Origin of the sequence: Niastella sp. OAS944, from assembly GCA_024809215.1 — a bacterium.
Classification (GTDB): Bacteria; Bacteroidota; Bacteroidia; order Chitinophagales; family Chitinophagaceae; genus Niastella.
In genome coordinates, this window is sequence record JANUBW010000010.1 from 17,190 (window position 1) to 39,775 (window position 22,586).

General features: G+C 41.0%; 24 protein-coding genes. 9 read left to right on the plus strand and 15 right to left on the minus strand.

All coding sequences use genetic code 11. The features are described from left to right. The first annotated feature begins 16 nt into the window (after positions 1–16). Both GGD38_RS30080 and GGD38_RS30085 read left to right on the plus strand, forming a co-directional pair. Positions 17–1,861 carry a glycoside hydrolase family 2 protein gene (locus tag GGD38_RS30080; RefSeq protein ID WP_375303539.1) on the plus strand — a complete coding sequence of 615 codons (1,845 nt, stop codon included), beginning with the start codon at positions 17–19 and terminating at the stop codon, positions 1,859–1,861. A 157-nt stretch (positions 1,862–2,018) separates the two neighbouring features. Continuing rightward, entirely contained in the window at positions 2,019–4,046 is a 2,028-nt protein-coding gene (locus tag GGD38_RS30085; RefSeq protein ID WP_375303538.1) for a beta-L-arabinofuranosidase domain-containing protein, read from the plus strand. A gap of 192 nt (positions 4,047–4,238) precedes the next feature. Here GGD38_RS30085 and GGD38_RS30090 read toward each other — a convergent pair whose 3' ends face one another. From GGD38_RS30090 to GGD38_RS30100, 3 genes are all read right to left on the minus strand, one after another. Then, positions 4,239–6,002, minus strand: coding sequence for an alpha-L-fucosidase (locus GGD38_RS30090; protein WP_375303922.1), 1,764 nt, complete (start codon positions 6,000–6,002; stop codon positions 4,239–4,241). A gap of 89 nt (positions 6,003–6,091) precedes the next feature. Continuing rightward, entirely contained in the window at positions 6,092–6,883 is a 792-nt protein-coding gene (locus tag GGD38_RS30095; RefSeq protein WP_375303536.1) for a hypothetical protein, read from the minus strand. Beyond that, on the minus strand, positions 6,880–7,083 hold the full coding sequence (locus tag GGD38_RS30100) for a hypothetical protein (RefSeq protein WP_375303535.1): 204 nt from the start codon (positions 7,081–7,083) through the stop codon (positions 6,880–6,882). The genes GGD38_RS30095 and GGD38_RS30100 overlap by 4 nt, the downstream gene beginning before the upstream one ends. Positions 7,084–7,302: 219 nt before the next feature. Between GGD38_RS30100 and GGD38_RS30105 the strand changes: the two genes are divergently transcribed. Then, entirely contained in the window at positions 7,303–8,718 is a 1,416-nt protein-coding gene (locus GGD38_RS30105; protein WP_375303534.1) for a polysaccharide lyase 6 family protein, read from the plus strand. Positions 8,719–8,785: 67 nt separating this feature from the next. On the opposite strand, the gene GGD38_RS30110 is transcribed toward GGD38_RS30105, so the two are convergent. The 7 genes from GGD38_RS30110 to GGD38_RS30140 form a co-directional block, all read right to left on the minus strand. Continuing rightward, entirely contained in the window at positions 8,786–9,037 is a 252-nt protein-coding gene (locus GGD38_RS30110) for a hypothetical protein (protein ID WP_375303533.1), read from the minus strand. Positions 9,038–9,106: 69 nt separating this feature from the next. Then, the gene (locus tag GGD38_RS30115) at positions 9,107–9,367 is read right to left on the minus strand and encodes a hypothetical protein (RefSeq protein WP_375303532.1); all 261 of its coding nucleotides are present in this window, start codon (positions 9,365–9,367) and stop codon (positions 9,107–9,109) included. 38 nt (positions 9,368–9,405) lie between these two features. After that, positions 9,406–9,798 carry a hypothetical protein gene (locus GGD38_RS30120; RefSeq protein ID WP_375303531.1) on the minus strand — a complete coding sequence of 131 codons (393 nt, stop codon included), beginning with the start codon at positions 9,796–9,798 and terminating at the stop codon, positions 9,406–9,408. Positions 9,799–9,978: 180 nt separating this feature from the next. Then, positions 9,979–10,659: a DUF6266 family protein gene (locus GGD38_RS30125; protein WP_375303530.1), complete on the minus strand. Its 681-nt coding sequence runs from the start codon at positions 10,657–10,659 to the stop codon at positions 9,979–9,981. Positions 10,660–10,824: 165 nt separating this feature from the next. Next, the gene (locus GGD38_RS30130) at positions 10,825–11,460 is read right to left on the minus strand and encodes a DUF6266 family protein (protein ID WP_375303529.1); all 636 of its coding nucleotides are present in this window, start codon (positions 11,458–11,460) and stop codon (positions 10,825–10,827) included. A gap of 534 nt (positions 11,461–11,994) precedes the next feature. Continuing rightward, positions 11,995–12,729, minus strand: coding sequence for a hypothetical protein (locus GGD38_RS30135; protein WP_375303528.1), 735 nt, complete (start codon positions 12,727–12,729; stop codon positions 11,995–11,997). A gap of 56 nt (positions 12,730–12,785) precedes the next feature. Beyond that, entirely contained in the window at positions 12,786–13,454 is a 669-nt protein-coding gene (locus GGD38_RS30140) for a hypothetical protein (protein ID WP_375303527.1), read from the minus strand. A 223-nt stretch (positions 13,455–13,677) separates the two neighbouring features. Here GGD38_RS30140 and GGD38_RS30145 point away from each other — a divergent pair, with 223 nt between their 5' ends. Then, the gene (locus GGD38_RS30145) at positions 13,678–14,316 is read left to right on the plus strand and encodes a hypothetical protein (protein WP_375303526.1); all 639 of its coding nucleotides are present in this window, start codon (positions 13,678–13,680) and stop codon (positions 14,314–14,316) included. A 7-nt stretch (positions 14,317–14,323) separates the two neighbouring features. On the opposite strand, the gene GGD38_RS30150 is transcribed toward GGD38_RS30145, so the two are convergent. From GGD38_RS30150 to GGD38_RS30165, 4 genes are all read right to left on the minus strand, one after another. Then, positions 14,324–15,004, minus strand: coding sequence for a GNAT family N-acetyltransferase (locus GGD38_RS30150; RefSeq protein WP_375303525.1), 681 nt, complete (start codon positions 15,002–15,004; stop codon positions 14,324–14,326). A 127-nt stretch (positions 15,005–15,131) separates the two neighbouring features. Next, on the minus strand, positions 15,132–15,389 hold the full coding sequence (locus tag GGD38_RS30155) for a tetratricopeptide repeat protein (protein WP_375303524.1): 258 nt from the start codon (positions 15,387–15,389) through the stop codon (positions 15,132–15,134). Then, the gene (locus GGD38_RS30160) at positions 15,373–15,957 is read right to left on the minus strand and encodes a tetratricopeptide repeat protein (protein ID WP_375303923.1); all 585 of its coding nucleotides are present in this window, start codon (positions 15,955–15,957) and stop codon (positions 15,373–15,375) included. Before GGD38_RS30160 ends, GGD38_RS30155 begins: the two co-directional genes overlap by 17 nt. Before the next feature lie 526 nt (positions 15,958–16,483). Further along, positions 16,484–16,714 (minus strand): helix-turn-helix domain-containing protein, encoded by a 231-nt coding sequence (locus GGD38_RS30165; RefSeq protein WP_375303522.1) that lies wholly within the window; start codon positions 16,712–16,714, stop codon positions 16,484–16,486. A 206-nt stretch (positions 16,715–16,920) separates the two neighbouring features. Between GGD38_RS30165 and GGD38_RS30170 the strand changes: the two genes are divergently transcribed. The 5 genes from GGD38_RS30170 (at position 16,921) to GGD38_RS30190 (ending at position 21,748) form a co-directional block, all read left to right on the plus strand. After that, on the plus strand, positions 16,921–17,748 hold the full coding sequence (locus tag GGD38_RS30170) for a hypothetical protein (protein WP_375303521.1): 828 nt from the start codon (positions 16,921–16,923) through the stop codon (positions 17,746–17,748). Between the two features lie 147 nt (positions 17,749–17,895). After that, entirely contained in the window at positions 17,896–18,477 is a 582-nt protein-coding gene (locus tag GGD38_RS30175; protein ID WP_375303520.1) for a hypothetical protein, read from the plus strand. Further along, a complete protein-coding gene (locus GGD38_RS30180; protein ID WP_375303519.1) occupies positions 18,464–18,622 on the plus strand; it encodes a hypothetical protein in 159 nt (52 codons plus the stop codon). The genes GGD38_RS30175 and GGD38_RS30180 overlap by 14 nt, the downstream gene beginning before the upstream one ends. A 249-nt stretch (positions 18,623–18,871) precedes the next feature. Then, positions 18,872–20,083, plus strand: coding sequence for a DUF4297 family anti-phage-associated protein (locus tag GGD38_RS30185; protein ID WP_375303518.1), 1,212 nt, complete (start codon positions 18,872–18,874; stop codon positions 20,081–20,083). Next, complete coding sequence (locus GGD38_RS30190) at positions 20,084–21,748, plus strand: ATP-binding protein (protein WP_375303517.1); 1,665 nt, start codon at positions 20,084–20,086, stop codon at positions 21,746–21,748. It abuts the gene before it with no gap. An 86-nt stretch (positions 21,749–21,834) separates the two neighbouring features. Here GGD38_RS30190 and GGD38_RS30195 read toward each other — a convergent pair whose 3' ends face one another. Continuing rightward, positions 21,835–22,311 (minus strand): hypothetical protein, encoded by a 477-nt coding sequence (locus GGD38_RS30195; protein WP_375303516.1) that lies wholly within the window; start codon positions 22,309–22,311, stop codon positions 21,835–21,837. Positions 22,312–22,586 lie beyond the last annotated feature (275 nt).

Sequence of the window (22,586 nt, forward strand, 5' to 3'; positions counted from 1 at the left end):
TAAATAACTATAATATATGAAGAGAGCGTCCCTTTTACTTTTTGCTGGTATAATAGGAGTGAGCACGTTTGGCCAAACCTGGAAACCTGCTGGCGACAAAATACTGACCACATTTGCGGCAAAGGTAGATCCGCAGTTACCATTACCCGAATATCCACGCCCGCAAATGGTGCGTAATACCTGGCTCAGCCTGAACGGACAGTGGCAGTATACTATTTCGCAGGCATCGGTGCAGGCTATTCCAACTACTTTTGAAGGTAAGATACTGGTGCCGTATGCCATTGAAAGCGCACTCAGCGGAGTTGGTAAAATGGTGGGTAAAGACAATGCACTTTGGTATCAGCGAAGTATAACGGTTCCGGCTATATTCAAAAACAAACGCACGCTGTTGCATTTTGGTGCGGTTGACTGGCAGTGCGATGTATTTGTAAATGGTAAAAAAGTAGGTGACCACAAAGGCGGCTACGATCCGTTCTCTATAGATATTACTACCGCATTAACTAAATCGGGCAACCAGCAAATTGCAGTACGGGTATGGGACCCCAGTGATGAAGGCCCGCAGCCACGTGGCAAACAGGTAAAAAATCCCAATGGCATTTGGTATACACCGGTAACCGGTATTTGGCAAACGGTTTGGTTAGAAGCGGTTCCGCAGAGTTATATCAGCACCATTAAACAAACGCCGGATATCGACAAAAGCGTCGTAAACGTAGCGGCCCAGGTGGAGAATGCGCAACCCGGCGATCAGGTAGTGATCGCTGCTTATAAGGGCACCGAAAAGATTGCTGAGCAAACGGTAGCGCCCGGTACCAATGTAGCATTAAGCATTCCCGGTGCAGAATTATGGTCGCCCAAAAATCCTTTTCTCTACGATCTGAAGGTATCGCTGTTGCAAAAGAATAAAAAGACCGATGATGTAAGCAGTTATTTCGCCATGCGCAAGATCTCGGTAGGGAACGACAATAACGGCATCCAACGCATGTTGCTGAACAATGAGTTTGTGTTTCAGTACGGCCCGCTCGACCAGGGATGGTGGCCCGACGGTTTATACACGGCTCCCACCGATGAAGCCCTGAAGTATGATATAGAGCAAACAAAGGCTATGGGCTTTAACATGATCCGCAAACACGTGAAGGTAGAACCAGCCCGCTGGTACAACTACTGCGATCGCTTAGGCATGTTGGTATGGCAGGATATGCCCAGCGGCGACCTCGGCAACCATTGGGAACCACGCCCCGGTGTTTACGGACGTGCTACCGATAAGAACCGTACTACCGAATCGGAAACCATTTACCGCAATGAATGGCGCGCTATTATGGAGAAGCTGCATCCTTTCCCCAGCATTGTAGTATGGGTACCATTCAATGAAGGGTGGGGACAATTCAAAACAAAAGACATTGTACAGGTAACGCAACAGCAGGACCCTTCACGCCTGGTGAACAGCGCCAGCGGCGGAAACTTTGAACCCGTTGGTCATATTGTAGATCTGCATAATTATCCCGAGCCCCTGATGCCCGATCCGGTTTTATTCGGTTCAAAACAGGTGCTTGTACTAGGTGAGTTTGGCGGTCTTGGTTTGCCCATTGAAGGACACACCTGGCAGCAAAAGAACAACTGGGGTTATCAAAGCTTTAAGAACAACGATGATCTGTTGAAGCGGTACGAAGAATTTATAAGCCATATTCCAGCATTAATTAAAAGCGGATTATCCGCTGCCGTATATACGCAAACTACCGATGTGGAAGTAGAAACGAATGGTCTTATGACCTACGATCGCAAGGTGATGAAAATGCCGGTAGAGCGGTTGCATGGTATTCATAGTAAGTTATATGATCCTAATGCGGTTGTTATTAGAAAATAGTAGCGCAATTGCCGGTTACCGGTTACCCGTTGCCGGGGCCCTGAATTTTTAAAAATCTAACTAATTACCTGTTACTTAAATACACTGTAACTGGCAACCTGTATTCCCTGGTAACTGGAAACCGGTACCCGGTAACCTGTAACTTGAAACCTGTAACATGAAACTATTTAGTTTAATACTCTTAATAACGTGCAGTTACTTTTCATTAACTGCCCAACAATTGAAACCCGGTGTTACAATAAACCAGGTTAATAAGTATTACGTAAGCAACAAACAACCACTTCGCCCGTCGGCCTTCATCAAACTTCCCGTTACCTGTTTCAAACCAAAAGGATATTTGTTGAAGTTCCTGCAACTGCAACGCGATGGGCTAATGGGTAACCTGGATAAGATCAGCGCCTGGCTGGCAAAAAATGATAATGCCTGGTTAACAAAAGATGGCAAAGGCAAATGGGGTTGGGAAGAAGTACCATACTGGTTAAAAGGCTATGCGCATATAGGTTACCTGTTGCAGGACCAGGGTATGATCAGTGAAGCAAAATTCTGGATCGAAGCCGTACTCAATAACCAGCGGACCGATGGCGATTTCGGCCCCATTGTTTTACGCAACGGCAAACGCGATCTGTGGACCAACATGCCAATGTTGTGGTGTATACAATCGTATTATGAATATTCAAACGATCCGCGCGTACTCACTTTCATGGGCAACTATTTTAAATGGCAACATGCATTGCCCGATAGTATGTTCCTTGAAGATTATTGGGAAAACAGCCGTGGCGGCGATAATATGTACAGTGTATACTGGTTGTATAACCGCACCGGTGAACCCTGGTTGCTCGACTTTGCCACGAAAATTGACCGCAATACCGCTAACTGGCGACAAAAAGACAATTTACCCAACTGGCATAATGTGAACATTGTACAGAGTTACCGCGAGCCGGCTACATATTATCAGCAAACCAACAATGCCGCTGACCTCGAAGCTACCTATAATGATTTTAAACTGGTGCGTGCTATCTATGGCCAGGTGCCCGGCGGTTTATTCGGTTCAGATGAAAATGCGCGTAAGGGATACGATGATCCGCGCCAGGCAGTGGAAACCTGTGGTATGGTTGAACAAATGACCAGCGATCAGTTCCTGTTGCAGATCACCGGCGATCCTATGTGGGCCGACAATTGCGAAGACATTGCCTTTAATACTTTTCCGGCGGCGTTCATGCCCGATTATAGAAGTCTGCGTTATCTCACCGCGCCCAATATGGTGGTGAGCGATAGTAAGAACCATGCGCCCGGTATTGCCAACGAAGGACCGTTCCTGATGATGAACCCATTCAGCAGTCGTTGTTGTCAGCACAACCATGGAGCCGGCTGGCCTTATTTTGTTGATAACAGTTGGATGGCCACGCCCGATAATGGATTGGTAGCGCAGCTATATACTGCAGGCGATGTAACAGCCAAAGCAGGCGATGGAACAGAAGTTACTTTACAAACCGAAACGCATTATCCATTTGAGGATGTAATAGATATTACCGTAAAAACGCCGCACGCAGTAAGCTTCCCGCTATATTTACGAATTCCTGCCTGGTGTACAAAAGCGTCGATAACCGTAAATGGTAAACCAATTGCGACTAAAACGACAGCAGGGACCTATGTACAGCTGCCGGGCAATTGGAAGAACGGCGATAAAATAAAACTTACCTTGCCCATGCAATTGAAATTGCGTCAATGGGAAAAGAACAAAAACAGTGTAAGTGTTAATTATGGGCCGCTCACGTTTTCGTTACTAATAAAAGAAGATTACAAACGGCGCGATAGTAAAGAAACGGCTATCTGGGATTCACGCTGGCAGGAGAATGCCGATGTAACGGCCTGGCCATCGTATGAGATCTTTCCCGCATCGACATGGAATTATGGATTGCAGGTTGATGCCAACAATTTAACCAAATCATTTACCATAAAAAAGAAACCCTGGCCAAAGGGCGATGATCCGTTCACCAATGCCAACGCTCCCATTGAACTTATTGCCACCGGCAAACAGATTCCCAACTGGACCATCGATCAGTTTGGTTTGTGTGGTGTGTTACCGCAAAGCCCGGTTGCGGTGGAAGGTGGGCCGGTTAAACTTACTTTAGTTCCTATGGGTGGAGCACGATTACGAATAAGTGCTTTTCCAGTCGTTAAATGAGAAATGAAAAATGAAGAATGAGAAATGAAGAAGTTAATACAAATACAAATGTCGAATATCGAATGCTGAACATAGAATGTCGAAGCGATAAACAGAAATAAACGTTAAGTCCGGATAAGTATCATCTTTCCGGACTTTTTTTATTAAGCTATTAATAGCGAGTCACAACAATAAAGAACTAAGAACTGAGAACTAAGAACTGATTTTGAAGCAAACAGCGATCATCTTTTGTCCATCATTCGGATAAACTACACGTAATCCTTCAGGAAGTTGTTCCCATTCCAACTTCTTCTCACTTCCCAACAACGTAACAGCACTTATCTTGTTTTCAAGCGACTTTGCATTCAACCCCAACGACGAAATGTTTAACACTTCACCCGGTTTGGGCACGGTGAGGCAGAAGGCGTACACTTCACCATTCTTACCACGGGTAAAACGAAAGTCTTTTGTACTAAAGGTAAAGTCTGCATGACGTTTACCGAGTTTGCCACCAGGGAAGATCTTCATCTTTTCATCACCTTCACCAAACTTTTTCCAGGCATGACTGCCATAAATGCCTTCGCCGTTTATTTTCATCCAGGCGCCAAGGTCTTTTAACATGGCGGCGCTGCCACTATCCATAGCACCTTCGGGCGTAAGCGAAACGCACAGGGTGAGGTTGCCATCGCGACTTACATGTTCAAGCAGGGCATGTATAATGGCGCCGGCATCGTAATAAAAACCGGGTTCGTAGAACCAGTCGCCCACAGCCATATCGGCCATCCATAACTGATCGGTTTTAATATCTTTAGGATAACTGCCTTCAAAGGTTCTACCCGCACCACGATTGGTAGGCAGAAATTTAATGATGCTTACTTTATCGAATGGTTTATTCTTACGGGTGAGCGCCTGGTTGTAGAAATGTGCTACTACGCGGGCGCCTGCATCGCATTTGAAACCACTGCCGCTTTTAGCGCCGCTGAACGGTTGTGTGCTGTTGCCATCGGTATAAATAAAATCGGGGTCGTAATTGTCAATCACATCTTCCATACGCATAGCCCATTGCGTGGCATACCATTTGGCATAGTTGAGGTTGTTGCCGAAGATACCTTTATAACCATGCGCAATGTGATAGATCTTAAAGGGTTTTCCGTTGCTGTCAATGGTATTATAATGAAGAGGGGTGGTATACAGTCGTTTGGGATCGAGGCCCTGCCACCATTTGCCTTTGCCATCGGCAAGGGTAAGATTGCCATCGTAAGGAACGCCGGGTTTGGGGCCGCCGGCGCTGTCGCTGCCAAAAGCGGTTTGATACCACCACCAGGTATATTCATGATGAAAGGCAACGCCAAAACCCATGTTGTGTTTTTTGAGTTCTGTTTTCCAGCGGGCTAAAAAATCAATCTTAGGCCCAACGTTAACAGAGTTCCAGGGCTGATACTTTGAGTTCCATAAGTCGTAATTGTCGTGGTGAACGCCTACCACCAGCGCATAGCGAAAGCCTGCATCATAGTATGCCTGCACCAGTTTGGCCGGGTCCCATTGAGAAGGGTTCCATTGGTGCAGCACATCTTTATAACCCACTTCACTCGGATGGCCAAACGCTGCCAGATGATTTTTATAAGCTTCCTGCCCCGGTTCATATAAACGGCGTGCATACCAGTCGCCACTTTTACCGGCAGCTTGCGGTCCCCAGTGAATAAAGATGCCGAATTTTGCATCGCGCCACCAGGCCGGTTCGCCGGGATAGTTTTTATCAATAGATTGCCAGGTAGGTTCAAACGGACCTTTAGCCATGGGAAAATCCATTTTTACTTCGGGAAAACTATCTATGTTGGTAATAAAACCCAGGTGTTTGGTTTCTTTCACTGGCATGGGCGGTAACTGGTAGCCGGTGGTCTTTTTCTGAGCAGTACTGGCATTGCTTATTAACAATGCAAGAAGGGACGGCAACAATAATCCTTTTTTCACACTCATCTCCATGGCGCTTTAATCGTTATTTGATGGTTGGAAATTACGGCCTATGTAGAGTGGGGTTGTCCTGTACTGTCCTGTAATTTTTCTGCTTATGAAATTCTGATAGTGGTTGTTTCTGTTGTAGAACTTTCGTATTCTACTGGGAAGGTAACAAATTGAAGATTTAAATTGATTATATTGTTATAAGGGATCACCATGGCCTCTCCTTCTATAGGAAATGCGTTGCCTGCTTCCTCACTCAGGTAATTACCCTTATCATTAGTGGCCATTTTTTTAAATTCCCGTTTAGAGGTTTTCGATAGATAAATGCGATCCAGTTTTTCTCCTTCACATACGAAATCAATTAGAAAGCCTGAATAGATCATCGTGCCAGAGTTGGTGTTGACCAGTGCATCTACAAATACTACATCGAATGGAGCAGGAGTTTCACCGTTCGCAAATTCATCTACTTTATAACCATTAAATAAATACCACCAATAATTATATAAACGCAAAAGCTCAGCATATGCATGCCAGCCCAAATTCTTTACCAGCAATCGTATTGTTCTTCCTAAAAAAATAGCAATGAGGACCATTACCGCATTGTATAAAACAAATTGCTGAAATAAATGCCTGAAGATTGTGTTATTAGTAAGTGTTCCAAATGATTTAAGATCTCCGCCAATGAGCAGGGCAATCAGGTCGAACCTTATCTCTTTTTCTACAAATAAAAAGGCGAAAGCGTGAAGCAGGGTTGAAATAACTGCAGATAGCATTAAACCTTCAAGTAACCCAATCTTAGGACCGGATTTAGGGAATTTACCTAACGTAAAAGCAAGGTAAAAAGCAATTGGCGGTAATAAAAGTAGAAAGATAATTACCGCACTTAAAGCGATATTCATCTTTTACTCATTGCGGCTATTTCCTTTTCGGTAAGTGCAGATGCCGTTTTGATCAAATATTTCTTACCCTCAACTTCTACCCAGACACCAACTGTCGCAGCTTCATGTGCTCTTTCTGACAATGCTCTTGCAATAGCAGAGGAGACCGCCTTGTTTCGAAGAATTTCTCTTCCCCTTTTTGAAATGTTCACATTAGTCATGTAATAAAAGTACAATATATTATTCAATTTTCATCTCCATTTCACTTGATTATCATCAATTTAAATCAGTTGCGCTAGTTTGCTGTCCGCATATGAGGAGTATAGGCTACCTCTTTCATTATCAGTGTTTTTTACTGCCAAAAAAACTCAATAAAAAGCAAATGCCGGCTACCAGGCATAGCGATACAATATTATATTTGTGCAAATGCAATATTCACTATGAGAGACATACGCCCCTGGCAAACATTTCTTTTTGTATTCTTCCTTACTTTACTGGCCACACCCACCTTCGCCAAAACCATCGTCGTAAAATTTATTGGCGGTTTTCAAAAAGCGGTAAATGAAGCTGAAGCCGGCGACACCGTGCTGGTAACAAACGGACAGTATACCACCGGCACCGATATTTTGGTAACTAAAGCCGGAACGGCCGATAAGCCTATTGTTATTATGGCGCAAACGGCCGGGCAGGTTGAGTTGACCGGACTGGGTGGTATCAGTCTCGCCACTGGCGCCAAATACGTCATCGTAACCGGATTTAAGTTTACATGTTCTTCCTCACGCAATCGCTCAACTGCCGGAACCAGCTTTTGCCGCTGGACGCGCAATATTTTCGAAAACGAAGGCGCAGGGGAGGACCTTACCATTGCCGGCAGCGATCATGAAATAGATCATAATACGTTCCAGAATAAAAAAGCCATGGGCCGTTACCTCGCCATTAGGGGCGAAGGCAAACAGATTGCCGAGCGCCTGCATATACACCACAACTATTTTTATAATTTCGAATTTCAGGGTGGCGCAAACGGCGCTGAAGCATTCCAGTTTGGACTGAGCGGTTTCAGCATGTCGAAAAGCAACAGCATTGTTGAATACAATTTGTTTGAAGAATGCCATGGTGAGAACGAACTGATCTCTGTAAAGGCATCGGGCATTACGTTGCGGTATAATACCATTCGCAATTGCAAGGCGCAGTTCACACTGCGGCATGGTAACTTCTGCGAAGTGTATGGCAACTATTTTCACAATACACCAGGGCTGCGCATCTTTGGAGACGATCACCTGGTATACAGCAATTATTTTGAAGTATGTGCCATGGGCATCAATATTGGTAATGGCGATGGCGAAGTAGCAGATGGTGCAGATCTGAAATGTCACGACCGGCCCGACCGCGTGCTCATCGCATTCAATACACTCAGCAATTGTAAAAGTAATATCGCAATGACACCACGCGATAAAGGAATGGGTGCAACGAATATTACCATTGCCCACAATATTGTTAAGGGTGGTGGTCCTGCAGCTGTTATTAGCGGACCGTACCCCGGCGCTGTATGGGCTGGCAATTTCATCTTCAATACCGAAAGCAAAGGCGATATGCCCGATGCGACATTTGCGACAACCGATCCCAAGCTAGGCCGCGATGCCAGTCAGGCCATCCATTTATTGAAGGGCAGTCCGGCCATCGATGCGGTACCTGCGCCAAAAGGAAAGAAGGCGGTTGATCCGTTTGCAATAATAAAAGTAGACATGGATGGACAGCCGAGAACGGCGCCCTACGATGCAGGAGCCGATGAGGTAAGCGCTGCACCTGCTACAGCCAGGTTGCTGAATCCTGTAGATGTTGGGGTAGAAAGCAAGTAGTAATTGAAAAATTAGATAGTAGACCCAAGCCCCGCAAGGGCTTTTTTATTTTATATAGAAAATAGCATTAGTCGTCGAAAGCATTTTCAAGGGCCTGTTTTTTCTGCCGATCGATCTTTTTCTGCATGCGGTAGGCGGCTCTAAAGAACAGCAATGCAATTACCAGCCATAATTGTTGTGTAATTAAATTGTTATTGGCATTCTGAATATCTGATGGTGTAACCCTTTTTACTACAGTAAATATCATATAGATGCCGCCTATATAGAAAAACATGGCCAGTGCTCCCAGTATGATATAGAGATGCTTACGGGTTTTCATTTGTATGAGGCTTTTGAAAAAGATGGCTGTATTTTATTGTAAGTAACGAAAAAAACAGGAATATAGCTGTTAATCGTTAAAAGCATTCACCAGGGCCTCACGGTTTTTGCGGTTGATCTTCTTTTGAACGCGGTAAACGCCAATAAAGAAAAGCAGGCCTATTAATAACAACACCTGGAAGCCGATAAACCAGGCTATTTTATCATTGATGGTTAACTTTTTGCTTGAAGCTACCCTGGTTACGTCGTCAAGGTCTGAAAGGGTTACAATAATATCAAGTGAGATGCATAATAAAGCTAATACGAGATATATGTTCTTGCGAATTTTCATTAAAGGCGTTTAGGGTTTCGGATGTAAGAAACGAAAAATTAATGATGCCTGCCTTTATAATCTTCGCGGGTGCGCACATCTTCATATACCTGGTCGCTGATAAAGTATTGATGTACCTGCCATACTTTCAGTTTGGCATAGCGGGCAAATTCCTTTATAGTTACGAAGGGAAAATCTGTTTTGTAAGATTGCTGTTTTATTGTTTGTATAACTTCACGCGCCTCTGGTGTGCTGAGGTGGAGAATGTCTTTTATTTCTTCAAGCGTGATATCGAGGCGGGGACGGAATGGTTTTCTTCTATAGAAATGTTTTGTGGCATCAGGGACCTGCCATGGACGCGCCTTGCGCGGCGGAGGTTTTATTCCCCATGCCTTTTTGTATTCGGCGAGGTTCTCAGGTGTCCGTTGTCTTCTTTCTGTTCTGCGACTCATGGCCATTAGGTTTAAAATGGTTACTAATGCACCAGTCAATTTACGATTTAATTTGGGGATGAGAATATTTTTTGATTAAAGTCATATCATTGGTCTTTTAATAAAGAAACGAGGCTGCCCTGGTGCAGCCTCGTTGTATATAACTTTCGGCAGCAATTTACCATTCACCAATCAACTATTTCAAAGATCTTTTTGTTTAGCGGTTGAGCGTAATCGATACTTGCCGATTATCAGCTTTCCCGTATAAATGCTATCTGCCACCTGTTTACCATCGGCAGTTATAAAGCTCAGCCAAGTGTGTACGGCTCGTCCGCGGAACTCAGCAACGGGAAGCTGTGCTTTGCGGGCGGTACGTGGCGGCCCCATAGTGGTAAAGATGCATTTGTTCAGGGCTTCGCAATATGCCACCAGAACGGCTTTGTCTGTGGCATAGTCTTTTGGTATAAGGTCGTTTTCCCATTTAAACAAAATCGTATCACCTACCGGCTTTGCCGCAGCCCTGTCCGTATTGAACCGGTTGCCACTTGCCACCAGTATTTTGCTGTAATTGATCACCATGTTTGGTGGATTTCCTGAGATCCAATTCAGCACATGCCGCATGGCGCATTTGTGGAATGACATTTTTTCGCACGTAAACCTGTAGGTGATATAAAGCAAAGGGTTGAGCGCTTTTACAAACGCAACTGCTTTCAACAGCTTTTCCTTTTGCATCAGCGGCTTTTCTTTCGGCATTGTTGTTTTACCGGTAATAGTCACCAGGGTATAAGAAGCATTGCCTATCATGCGTTTTTTTACAGAACGGGCTGAACGGATCCTTTGATTCTTTTGGCCGGCTGTGCGGCCGTTGTTTTTGATTGTCATGATTGAACGATTTTAAAGAATGAATAATTGGGTTAAAGAATGTCCTGCAGGAAAGCATTGAACCATATCGGTGGTGCCGTTGCTTTTGTTGCCGGCAGGCAGTAAGCATTAAGTATTATGCAGTTGCTGCAGGACATTCGAAAGCGGGTATGGATGCGTGTGTTATTACGTGATGGTTACAACACCCGTGTATTTACTGGGCGATGTTTGTTTGCCATCGGCAGAAATAAACGCCAGCCATGTGTGCACTTCCTGGCCTTTGAAACGTGCTACGGCAAGGGAAGCGGTACCTGTGCTGCGGTCAGCACCTTTTAGCGTGAACAAGCATTGATCCATTGCTTCGCAGTACACAACCAATAAGGCTTTGTCGTTGGCGGCAATTTCAGGGTCAGCTTCATATGACCAGGTAAAAACTACCTGGCCGGCTTCTACTTTAACGGCTTCATTGCTTTCGCCATGCAATCTGCCCCGGCTTACCAGCACCTTCGGATAGTCGATGCGGTAATTGGGTGAATCGCCAGTGATCGCATAATTCAGCACGTCCCGTACACCTGCATTGTAGCCCGACATTCTAACAGCATAACTTTTGTAACCGGCGGTTAGCACTTTTTTTACCGCTACTGCAAATTTTACTGCCAGTGCCATTTTTGCCTGCTGCTCCTGCTGGGCAGTGGTGGCAGGTTTGCTACTTGGTTTTGGAAGACTGCGTACTACAGCAATGTCATTCCATTCGCTAATAACTACATCGTTTACGGTTCCGGATATTGATCCTATTGAACCTCTTTTTTTAATACGTCCCATGATAATTGGGTTTTAATTGTTAAGAAATAAAAAAACTAACGGAACCGGAGCTGTGTGTAACCGGTTTAACACTTGTTCCGATTTCCACAACAAACATACAGCGGCTTAAAATGACCAATCCTGCAATTGCCTGGAATACCTTGTTTTAACCTGTTTAAACCTGTTTATACCTTGTTTCACCTTGAATTATCCCTTTTTGACGTTTTTGTCGTGATATTATCAAGGGCTTAAAGATGACAGCACTGGTTGATCTTCGTTTTTGGTTCGTTCTTTGGCTACCTTTTGGCTACCTGTTTACTACCCAAATACTACCCATGTACCAGGGAAAAACAATTATTTTACTACCCTTTTACTACCCCCTGTCATTGGGAAAGGGGTAGCAAATAGCTAGCAAAAGGGTAGTGTTTAAGCAGTATATAGGTAGGGAATGGGTTAACCAGGAACGAAGCCAGAACGAAGCAAGATTAACGGTATACAAAAAAAATCACCACAAGGTTGTGGTGATCGTTACAGGAGAGATTGTAAGTCGTAAATTCAAAACCTTGGTTCATCTGTTGTCTCATCATACATGTGCGCAAGCGCTTTTCTTACATCATCTTCATCAACATGATGGGCCTGGCAAAAAAGCCTTATCGACATAAATCGTTGTTTGGGAAGGTTATGCTCTTCCCGGGCTTCCTTGAACATTTCTCGTGCAGTGTCGATGTGAAGGCCTAAAATTTGTGCCGCTTCGAAAGGCCGTATAACGGTGCGCCAATTTTTAAATGCAGGGCTGCACATGGGTTCGCCAAGCGGATTATTTATATGCCAAATTCTTAACCGATTTTTAAGGATCTCAAAATTTTCCATGATCCCGTTTTGCAGATTTTCTTTAATATCATTCAGCTTGCGTGGCGGCCCCTCGTGTATGTCAACAGTTGTGTTGATCGCAGTTTTTCCATTTTTTACAGGAGGTAATGGGCCATGTGTTTTCTGTGAAGCAAGGAATACCTGGATAAACATTTCGTCGATATTCATGTGGTCGCAAAAGTCAAACGATCTAACTTCCCAGCTTTCATCTTTACCGAGTTTTTTTCGCACGTTGTTTAAATGTATTTCGGCCTCAAGGTCGTCGCAGTTCATAATAGCAACTACATCTTCCTTTGTAAGGGTTAACGTAAGTTGTTGCGTAGGGTAGAAGTGGGTAATAACGTTGTATTGATTACACTTTTCAAACTCCATTAAACGTTTTATACGCTTAATTTCAATACGTTCATTTTCTGATAACATAGTTTACAACATTTATAAATTTAGCAGGTGGTTATGTTGGGCTACGCTTATGCAAATTAAACAACAGGCGCCTTAGCCTTAAAAAGCTCCGATACTACCTGGTCTACATTACAAATAAAAACATTGTCGTAGTTTTTAAATTGTTTGAACCCGCATCGTTGCCAGAATGCGTTTAATTTCCATTGAGCTTTTTCGGGGTCTTTTTCCAGGTTGTCGAGCTCTATGCCCATTCGGGGGTATAAGGAATTGGGATCGAGCTGTGCAGGCTCGTTATGTGCAATAACAATATACCCGCACATACCTTTCATTTGCTCAATAAAACCTTTCAAAACCTCTTCGCCTAACCCCTTATTTCTAAAGTAGGCAGAAATACCAAAATGAATAAGCAACACAATGTTGAAGTTGGAAGCGGCTCCTATTTCATCAATAGTTTCCTGGCTAATTTTTGTATAGTCAAGGTCGAATAATGCCTGGCTATGGGCTTGCATGGAGAGAAACGGTACGTCGGTCATGTCAATACCGTGCACCATAGCCAAGCTTTGATTATAGGTAGCCCAGGTAATGGCCCCAATTTTGGAACCTTCATCTTCTTCATCGTTTATATCGTCATCAGTCTCAGCTGTCCAATACATTATAGAAGCAAAGGTGTGTGGACACAGATCACCCCAATACCCCTTTACACCAATGGGCATTGTTACGTCGTACTTGAGATACAGTTCGTACATACAATAAGAAATTAAAAGATGATTGAAAGCTGTTTGTTGCCAGCTAATCAGGGAAACCATTTACCAAACTCAGGAGTATCAATTGCAGGAGTATTAAAGATAAGAAAAATGATGTATGATGGGAAAAATGCAATTGTCTTTGTTTTGTATTTATTAATAGTAATGTGCTTGATATACACTTTCTCTAACTATATCTTTGACGGCAACCACTTTCATCTGATTCATGAAAAAAATAATTCAAACCCTGGCCCTGCTGCTGTGTTTGCAGATAGTAAAAGCTGAAACTCCCGTCTGGCGGATAAAGCTAACTATAGAGCAAAAAGATGGTACAAAAACAGTGGATTATATTTCGTTTATAGAAGGGGGTATTTCCAAAGATTCGTTGAAGAATACCCGCTATTTGATCAGCCGGTTCGACAGGCTGGATGCACAACAGCAGGATAATAATATCTCGCTTTTTACTACCCGAATTGCCTACAAATACAGATCAATTTGCGACCAACGCACCACTTCCGATGTGCCGTACATTAATGAGGTAAGTGTACCAACAAAACTGATAAAGAAGATAACGGTACAAAGTATTTCAGAGGAAATGAACTATACCGAAATCATCAATAACCTAACAAGCACCGATACTGCATGGATGGTTACAAAACCCGTTAAAACAGTAAGTGCCAAAGGCGATATGTGTTCGTATGAATTGTATTTTCACGGGAATAACGATGAGCTGGCGAAACTTCTGGTGCAATTAAAAGTGCAATCCAAAAAAGTAGAGGAAAGCGGCGATTCCAGCAAGGTAGAAGCCATAATAAAAAAGATCACCCGCTTTAAAGTTGTGGTGATCCGGAACTGGACTTGTTAGTGCATTGCTACGAAACAGAAGTGCGCACAGCCTTACTGTAATCCGGCACTGCCTGCTCAACGTTGCAAATGAAAACATTGTCGTAATCTTTAAATAATTTGAATCCACATCGTTGCCAGAAGGCGTTTAATTTATACTGTGCTTTTTCTGGATCTTTTTCCAGACTATCAAGCTCAGTGACTGGCTTTGCATATTCATAATCAGGATCACTAAGTCTTCCGAATTGCATAGGCTCGTTGCGTAGAATAATAATATAGCCGCATTTGCCTTTCATTTGCTCGATGAAATTTATCAAAACCTCTTTGCCTATACCCTTATTTCTCCAGGCGGATGAAATAAAAAAATCAATAAGTATTACAATATTGGAATTGCTGGCGGCGCCTATTTGTTTGATGGTTTCCCGGGTGATATGGGCGTAATCAAGCTCAAGTAATATCGGGAAATCGAATTGTAAATAAATGTCGGGTACATGGGTCATGTTGATACCGTTCGCGATTGCTAACTCCTGTTTATAGATGATCCAGGCAAGGTTGCCAATCTTTGTACCTTCATTTTGATCGGCTTCTTCTTTTTCGGGGCAATACATTATATCGGTAAAGTTATGTTCGTGCAGTTCGCCCCAATATCGAGGACCACTAATACCAATGATGAATGTTTGCGTGTGTTTGAGATAGACTTCGTGCGCCATACAATAAATAATGTATCACGTGATTGAAAGGTGTTAGTTGCCAGCAAATCAGGGAGGCCGTTACCAAACTCAGGAGTATCAATTGCAGGAGGATTAAAGGTAGGTAAAAACGAGAATTGGAAAAATATTAGTTGGAGTCATTTTCAGAAAAGATAGAGTCAATGGCTTCAGCCCGGTCTTTGGATATGGCAAAATATTCGCTTGCTTTTTCAGTGTTTCCAGATCGCTGATGAGCAAGGCCCAGGTAGTAATTGATCGTCCACGTACCCGGATCTATCTTCTCTGCCTGTTCAAGATACTTCAGTGCTTCTGACAGATCGTTTTTAAGCATATAATAAATGCCCAGATGGCGCCAGGTATACGAATTGTTATCGTTTAATTCCATGGCCCTTTGCAGATCGGGATATGCAATATCTACCTCGCCCAACAGTAAAAGACAAATAGCCCCTGTTGTTGTATGGATGGTCCCAATTGGGCGATTTAGAAATGGCCTTATTGAATGCATCGATGGCAGCACGATATTGTTTTGTTTGAATATATGCATAGCCAACAATGTTCAGCAAATAATCATCATTGGCATCTTTATTTAATAAAGTGTTGGCAGTTTCTATTATAAAGTCGAAGTTTTTCTCTTTCCATGCTTTGTAGATATTTGTATGGTCAAGAAATTGTTGTTCGCTTTTTTGAATATGCGCCTTTGTTAAAAGGGTATCGTTTGTAGTAATTAAGTAGTTATAATCCTGTTTAAAAAGTTCCCTGGTATTGCCATTCAAATGAGCAATAACTTTAGCAGGGTCATATTCGGTAATATAACAAAGAAGTGCATTGGCGTAGCTGATCATTGGAATGGGCAGATAGCCAAGACTCAGTTCACCGTCGTTTGTTAAACAGGTATTGGCGATAAGAACACCAAATCCGAAATAAATACAGGTGAGATCGGTTAATGGTTCCATATGGGGAGCGTGCCTGGAAATATATTCCCCACCTATCAGTTTAACATGAGCGAGTTCATGGGTTAAAATGGCTGTGGTTAGATGGTGATATTTAAGATACGATTGCTCTATATGGATTAGAAATGTTTTTTGGGTGCCCTCGAATTTATGTTGATAGGTACGGGCAGGCCCTTCATAGCCCTTATCGGGCATAAAGAACGAATACCATTTTTGGGCTGGACGATCGTTGAAGATGTTAAGAACAACAGATGCAGGATCGATGTCCCAGCGTTTGCACAGGTTTTCCAGTATGCCTTGCAGTTGATTGTTGGCGGCTGACTTACCACTGGAGGCTGTTTTTTGTTTTGGAAGTATAAAAGGAAGCTCTTTAGCTACTGCAAATGAAAAAGGATCTTATTAGCCAGTCGACGTTTTCTTCGATCCACTGTTTATCATCAGGCGTTACGGTTGGTTGCAGAGGGCGTTTTCTTTTGAATAAAGGGAGCATGGTAGGGGGGTGGGGTTATCTTTTATGAGATTTATTCTCTTATGCGTTAAATTTACTCAACAGCTTTGATACAGGAACCTCCAGGCCTTTTGCCAGCTTTACCAATGTGGTGAAGTTGAAGTTCTTTCTACCATTCTCTATTTTTGAGAGGGTACCTTCGTTTATGCCCGTACGAACTTCAAGGTCCAGAAGAGTAAGTTTCTTTTCCTGCCTGAGTTGTTTTAGAATTGCTCCAAATTGTTCCAGTTCTTGTTTATTATCGTCTGTCATTAGGCGTTTAAGATGCGGCAATTATTTAAAATAAAACTTGGCAGATACAGTGGTTTGGGTATAAATACCTATTGCTTATTATTAGTAGCATTCTTTAGTTATTCCCATTAAAAATTATGGATTGTAATTGGGCGACCTATGTGCGCCGGGCAGGGCTTTGTCTGGTAGTAAACTAATCTACTTTTTCGCACTATTAAACTACTTGTATGAAAACGTACAATAACCATCCCATTTATTATAACGAGCCAATTCGGCTGAACGAAGAACAAACGAAGAACCCTGACCTGGTCTTTGATGAGTTTTTTCAATGCTATCATTTAAATGAGGTACGCCAAACTATGTGGCAGTGGTTGGTGACTGTAGTTTCTGGTGCAGACAGTGCATCAAAAGACCCACACGAACGAAATAATGATATGTTTTTCTATGAACAAATTGAAATGCTTGTAGAAGGCGTTTGGGTATTGCAACGGAAAGGTGGGCAGATGCGTGTAAGCGATACAAATGTTTCAGACACGTGTATTGGTAATACTAAAGATGCTAATAGTAGCCGGTTCAGCAAACCCATGCGGCTTGTTGAGAAAGCACATTCGCATCCCGAGGAAGTTATAAAGGAAGCGTTTTCAGAAGTGAGCTGGAGAGACCTTTATGAATATTTATTACCCACCTGGTTGCGGGTGGCTGTGGTGAGTAGTGAAAGTCCGTACAGTGATGGTGATGGCCGGGAGGTGCTGTATGCGTTTTATGATCAGTTGCTGGCGTTTGTTGAAGCGTTGTATATTATTTATGAGGCGCCTGAAGGGCATAATCCCAATTGTTTAAGTGAGGAACAGCTTGCTGATCCCAGGCGGGTGGTTTCCGCTTTCTTTCAACAGTTCACTATTGAATACATCCGCCGGGAGCTGCATGATTTTCTGGATGCTGCGTTGGGGTATGATGGTGTGTATCCTAATGGGTTTACGCCCTGGCAGGCGTGGATGGTGTATGGTCAGGTGGTTTGTTTGGTGGAGGGGGCGTGGAGGACCAGGTGTTGTTAGTGTTGACAGCTGAATACAAATAATAACTAAAGTTGAATGAAAAATAAAGTCTTTTCTTGATGAACGTCAATTTATATAAACTACCTCTCTACATAATTTTTTATAGAAAATGCTCTACATACTTTTGCAGGCTTCATATGTTGTAGTATGAGTAATCTTTATCACAGATATGATATTACCGAAACCTCCGACGAGGTATCAACTAACTTTTTATTCTTTAGCAAAGGAGGAAATGAAGAGGAGGAGGTGCCAAAGATTATTCAATTTACCTATATCAGGGATTATAAGAATACCCCTGTTTATAATCTTGGCTTCGGAGATTTTGATATGAATACCGGTTTTATAAACGATGAGGCAATGTCCGATAACGGGGATGTTTACCGAGTTTTTAATACTGTGTTGAGTACTGTGCCGTTTTTTTTTGAAAAGTATCCTAACGCAGCATTATTAGTTAGGGGTAGTGATGGACGGACTGAATACGAATTTAACTGCAAGCAAAATTGCAAAAGAAAATGTATTGACTTGTGTCATAATTTTAATAGGAGGATGAGGCTTTACTGTAATTATGTGTCAAGAAAGCACGGCCTTTTAAGAGTTGATTATCAATTTCTTGGAGGCTATGCTAACGATATAGGATGGTTTGACTTTACAGAGTTTGATCCTGGTAGCCTATATGAGTGTATAATAGTTTCAGGAAAAAGTTTAAATTTGATTTATGAAGCAAGATGAAACAAAATCTAATGAACTCGTGAAAGTCTCGAAAGCGAGCTTAATTGCTTTGATTGCTTCGCAGATAAAAGGAAAGATTCTGTTTCCTAAAAAGGTTGAAGAGGCAAAGAGAATTCTTGATCATGCACGGTTTGTAAAAAAGTAAAATTTATCGTTAAATAAATTAGGGGTGCTCATAGAGCACTTTTTTTATTTTGTTAACTTAATTCCTCCTTTAGGGTATTGAAAAATTGACCTGAATCATATAGTTTAAAGTCTTCTGTATAAATAATTCTTCATAATTTGAAGCGTTAATACCCAACCATATTTATAAGCAACCATAAGATTGCTTGACGCATTCCTCCCCAGGCAGTTATATTAGGCTCCTGATATTTATCATATATCACATTGTAAGATGCGAGACAGAGCTGCTATCGATACTATAAAAGGCTATTTCTATCAATTCGACTACTCAATATTTCAAATGTTAAACTTACAGCGCGAAAATGATACCATTACTATTGAAGGAATAGAAGATGTTGATTTGGAAACAGCCAGCGAAGCTACAGCAATTCAGTGCAAGTACTATTCTAAAACTGAGTATAATCATTCAGTAATAGCTGAGCCCATTAGGCACATGTTAGATCATTTTGCAGAGGTTAAAAAAGGGAAAAAGCCGAAAATTAATTATAAGATACGTGGGTGTTATAAATCAGGACAGAATAAACTGAACTTGCCGTTGACCGTTAAAGACCTAAAGGATAACTTTTTAATTTATAGAAAACAGAATACAAAACATGAACACCATTCCGAATTAGGATTGGATGATTTGGCGTTGTCAGAGTTTATTTCGTGCTTAGAAGTAGATGTTAATGCTAAGGATTTTGATATGCAGTTCCAGGATTTAATTAAATCAATTGTAAGAATTTTTAAGTGTTCAAATTTCTCTGCCGAATACTTTTATTATAATAATGCATTGAGGGTGGTAAAAGATTTGGCTGTACAGCCTATTGTTGATTGCCGTAAAATATCAAAAAAGGATTTTTTCAACCGAATCAATACAAAGAAGATCCTATTTAATGAATGGTTTATAAGTATAAAAGGAGAGAAACTATATTTTCAAAGTCTAAGAAAAGAATATTTTTCAGTATTAAATATATCCTCTTTTGAAAGGTTTTTTCTTTTGGAAATTGATTCTACAACTTATTCTCGTAGCGAACTGAAACATTTACTTTTTTCAATTTCAAGGAAATGGTCCAAGCTGTCAGCAAGGGAGCCGAAGCCGTTTTGTCCTTATGTTTATATGCATGGTATTAGTACAGTTGAGTTATTTGAGCTAAAAAAAGAATTGATAAGCGAAGATTTTTTGTTTTGGGATGGGTTTGATTTCGAGGGAGCGAAATTTAATCCAAAATCAATTGTGCGAAGGGCAGATAATAACAACAAGATCAAACTTAAAATAATTAACTCAATTGATTTTATAAGTTTAATTGTTCAGGAAATTTCATTCACTAAAGAAATTTATCAATTCTACCTGAAAGATAGTTTTTTTTCATGTACCAATTCTGCTATAAAACATATTCAAATTCAGGTAAGCGATTTGAGTAAAATTAACAACATAATATAAATGATCACAGAAAATATAAATGCCCAGGTAATTGCAGTTTTTCCTGATAAAATCAAGATTGTTGTTGATAATCTTGAGGATTTTAGAATTGCAGAAGAATCTTTAAAAGTAGGTTCGTACCTGAAAATTGAAGATAATGAAAATGCAATGTTAATAGCTGTAATAGAAAATTTTCAGATTTCTGTTACTGCTACAGGTGAAAGGGCGCATATAATTGAAGCTTTTCCTTTAGGAATACTCAGAGGCGATCACTTTGAAAGAGGAGGAGATTCGTTAGCAATTCCTCCCAAAGAAGTTAAGCCTGCCAGCATTGAGGATATAAGAATGATATATGAGAGTTCAGTTAAACAAGATGAAAAATTTTGTTTTTCACGCCTTTCCTCAAACAATTCTGTTCAAGTACCTGTAAATGGAAATAAATTTTTTAATAAGCATATTGCTGTTGTCGGGTCAACAGGTTCTGGCAAATCCCATACACTTTCTGCTATTATTCAACGCGCTATTTCTGAAAAAAGTGGAGATTTTGCTTTAAATAATTCTCATGTCATAATATTTGATATTCACTCTGAGTATAAGTCAGCTTTTCCTGAAGCAAATTATATTGATACATCAAGGCTGGCCCTTCCTTATTGGTTGTTAAATAGTGAAGAGTTGGAAGAGTTTTTTATTGATACAGAATCTAATGACCATAATCAACGTTATGTGTTTAAGGAAGCTGTAGTAATGGAAAGAAAAAGCAGTTTTAAAGGAGATAACAAGGCTAAAGCCAAAATAAATTACGATTCGCCGCTCTTTTTTGATATTAATAAAGTTCTTGAGTTTGCCATCAATAAGAATGATGAAGTTATTGATACAGGAGAAGAATATAAATCAGGAGATAGAAAGGGACAGACTAAAACAGTTCAGGGTAGCCTATATGGAAAGCTTACAAATTTTGTAAATAGATTAGAAAATAAGCTTAATGATAGTCGATTACATTTCTTATTAGGCGAACAATCTAAGAAAATAACGTTTGAAGAGACATTGGAAAGTCTTTTAGGCTCTGCTAAAAAGCCGTCGAACATAACTATAATAGACTTAAGCGGTGTTCCTTTTGAGGTTTTGAGCATCACAGTATCTCTGATTTCAAGGCTAGTCTTCGAGTATGGTTATTATTATAAACGATTAAGATTTACAAATAATCCAAATGAGAGAATAAATAACGATATTCCTGTGTTGCTTGTTTATGAAGAAGCTCATAAATATGTGCCTAATAGCGATCTGCTAAAGTACCGTTCTTCTAAAAAATCTATTGAACGAATTGCAAAAGAAGGGAGAAAATATGGAGTGACATTGTTGTTGGCAAGCCAAAGGCCTTCGGAAATTTCGGAAACTATATTTTCTCAGTGTAATAATTTTATTGCGATGCGGCTTACCAATCCTGTGGACCAGGGATATGTAAAAAGGTTGCTACCTGATACATTAGGAAGTCTTATCGACGAACTGACGGCGTTCAAACAAGGTGAAGCTTTGTTGGTGGGTGAGTCAATTATTCTACCTTCAATTGTGCAAATAGAAAAATGTAGTCCAGAACCATCTTCAAACGACATTCCTTTTTGGCAATTGTGGAAGGAAGAATGGAAGGTGCTTGATATTAAGAAATTAAAGGAAGAGTGGACTAAATGATGATTTATGAACGGAATCTTGTAATAAAGGTGCTCCATTGGAGTGCCTTTCCCTTTTAAGGGAGAAAGCTGTTAGCCATTAAATAATTAAATCGGAACGAGTTCAACTATTTGATTAAATTTTTCTATATCCTCTTTATAAAGTGCAATTGGAATTTCTTTTTGTTTCAGATGGTAACATGTTTTGAATCTATGTCTTCCATCTGCGAAGCATAAAGTACTTTGCTTAAAATTTTCAATAGCAACTGTAGGAGGGTCAGTAAATAAATTATTTTCCCATCTTCCAAGGATCCTTGCCACTCTTTGATCATTTAGTGTGTGTCCTATAAATAAAGGTTCTACCAAAACTTCACGGAAATCTAAATATTTTAGAATGCAGCTAATTTCAACTAAAAAAAATGAGAATTCGTCATTTTCGGGTCGTAATGATATATCGAAAATATGATTTGAGTTTATTCCACAAGCCCAATTGGGAGTAATATGTTCTAGATTTGAAATGAATTTAGATTGATATTTTTTTATTAATATTTCTGGCTCAATTGATTCAATTCTAAGCTTATTCATGCATGTTTTTGGGTAAACAATATAAATCAAATTTTAACAGATTTAAGCGAGTTTAAATTGTCCCTATTTTATTGATTATTGTCAATGATAAGGTGACCTGATCTGCTTATGTGTTATAGTGCCTCCTAATGCTGACTATATTTATCAACATATTAAAGGTTTACTTTTAAAATCCTTTAGTCATTTCTAATGGTAATCTGTTTCCATTATAAGGACATACACATATCTCTAATGCTCTGCTCTCTATCTAACGCCAATTTTGCTTATCAAAACCG

Excerpts from the sequence above, each read along its gene's own strand:
- GGD38_RS30080 (WP_375303539.1), top strand. The coding sequence starts at position 17 with ATGAAGAGAGCGTCCCTTTTACTTTTTGCTGGTATAATAGGAGTGAGC.
- GGD38_RS30085 (WP_375303538.1), top strand. The coding sequence starts at position 2,019 with ATGAAACTATTTAGTTTAATACTCTTAATAACGTGCAGTTACTTTTCA.
- GGD38_RS30090 (WP_375303922.1), bottom strand. The coding sequence starts at position 6,002 with ATGAGTGTGAAAAAAGGATTATTGTTGCCGTCCCTTCTTGCATTGTTA.
- GGD38_RS30095 (WP_375303536.1), bottom strand. The coding sequence starts at position 6,883 with ATGAATATCGCTTTAAGTGCGGTAATTATCTTTCTACTTTTATTACCG.
- GGD38_RS30100 (WP_375303535.1), bottom strand. The coding sequence starts at position 7,083 with ATGACTAATGTGAACATTTCAAAAAGGGGAAGAGAAATTCTTCGAAAC.
- GGD38_RS30105 (WP_375303534.1), top strand. The coding sequence starts at position 7,303 with ATGAGAGACATACGCCCCTGGCAAACATTTCTTTTTGTATTCTTCCTT.
- GGD38_RS30110 (WP_375303533.1), bottom strand. The coding sequence starts at position 9,037 with ATGAAAACCCGTAAGCATCTCTATATCATACTGGGAGCACTGGCCATG.
- GGD38_RS30115 (WP_375303532.1), bottom strand. The coding sequence starts at position 9,367 with ATGAAAATTCGCAAGAACATATATCTCGTATTAGCTTTATTATGCATC.
- GGD38_RS30120 (WP_375303531.1), bottom strand. The coding sequence starts at position 9,798 with ATGAGTCGCAGAACAGAAAGAAGACAACGGACACCTGAGAACCTCGCC.
- GGD38_RS30125 (WP_375303530.1), bottom strand. The coding sequence starts at position 10,659 with ATGACAATCAAAAACAACGGCCGCACAGCCGGCCAAAAGAATCAAAGG.
- GGD38_RS30130 (WP_375303529.1), bottom strand. The coding sequence starts at position 11,460 with ATGGGACGTATTAAAAAAAGAGGTTCAATAGGATCAATATCCGGAACC.
- GGD38_RS30135 (WP_375303528.1), bottom strand. The coding sequence starts at position 12,729 with ATGTTATCAGAAAATGAACGTATTGAAATTAAGCGTATAAAACGTTTA.
- GGD38_RS30140 (WP_375303527.1), bottom strand. The coding sequence starts at position 13,454 with ATGTACGAACTGTATCTCAAGTACGACGTAACAATGCCCATTGGTGTA.
- GGD38_RS30145 (WP_375303526.1), top strand. The coding sequence starts at position 13,678 with ATGAAAAAAATAATTCAAACCCTGGCCCTGCTGCTGTGTTTGCAGATA.
- GGD38_RS30150 (WP_375303525.1), bottom strand. The coding sequence starts at position 15,004 with ATGGCGCACGAAGTCTATCTCAAACACACGCAAACATTCATCATTGGT.
- GGD38_RS30155 (WP_375303524.1), bottom strand. The coding sequence starts at position 15,389 with ATGGAATTAAACGATAACAATTCGTATACCTGGCGCCATCTGGGCATT.
- GGD38_RS30160 (WP_375303923.1), bottom strand. The coding sequence starts at position 15,957 with ATGGAACCATTAACCGATCTCACCTGTATTTATTTCGGATTTGGTGTT.
- GGD38_RS30165 (WP_375303522.1), bottom strand. The coding sequence starts at position 16,714 with ATGACAGACGATAATAAACAAGAACTGGAACAATTTGGAGCAATTCTA.
- GGD38_RS30170 (WP_375303521.1), top strand. The coding sequence starts at position 16,921 with ATGAAAACGTACAATAACCATCCCATTTATTATAACGAGCCAATTCGG.
- GGD38_RS30175 (WP_375303520.1), top strand. The coding sequence starts at position 17,896 with ATGAGTAATCTTTATCACAGATATGATATTACCGAAACCTCCGACGAG.
- GGD38_RS30180 (WP_375303519.1), top strand. The coding sequence starts at position 18,464 with ATGAAGCAAGATGAAACAAAATCTAATGAACTCGTGAAAGTCTCGAAA.
- GGD38_RS30185 (WP_375303518.1), top strand. The coding sequence starts at position 18,872 with ATGCGAGACAGAGCTGCTATCGATACTATAAAAGGCTATTTCTATCAA.
- GGD38_RS30190 (WP_375303517.1), top strand. The coding sequence starts at position 20,084 with ATGATCACAGAAAATATAAATGCCCAGGTAATTGCAGTTTTTCCTGAT.
- GGD38_RS30195 (WP_375303516.1), bottom strand. The coding sequence starts at position 22,311 with ATGAATAAGCTTAGAATTGAATCAATTGAGCCAGAAATATTAATAAAA.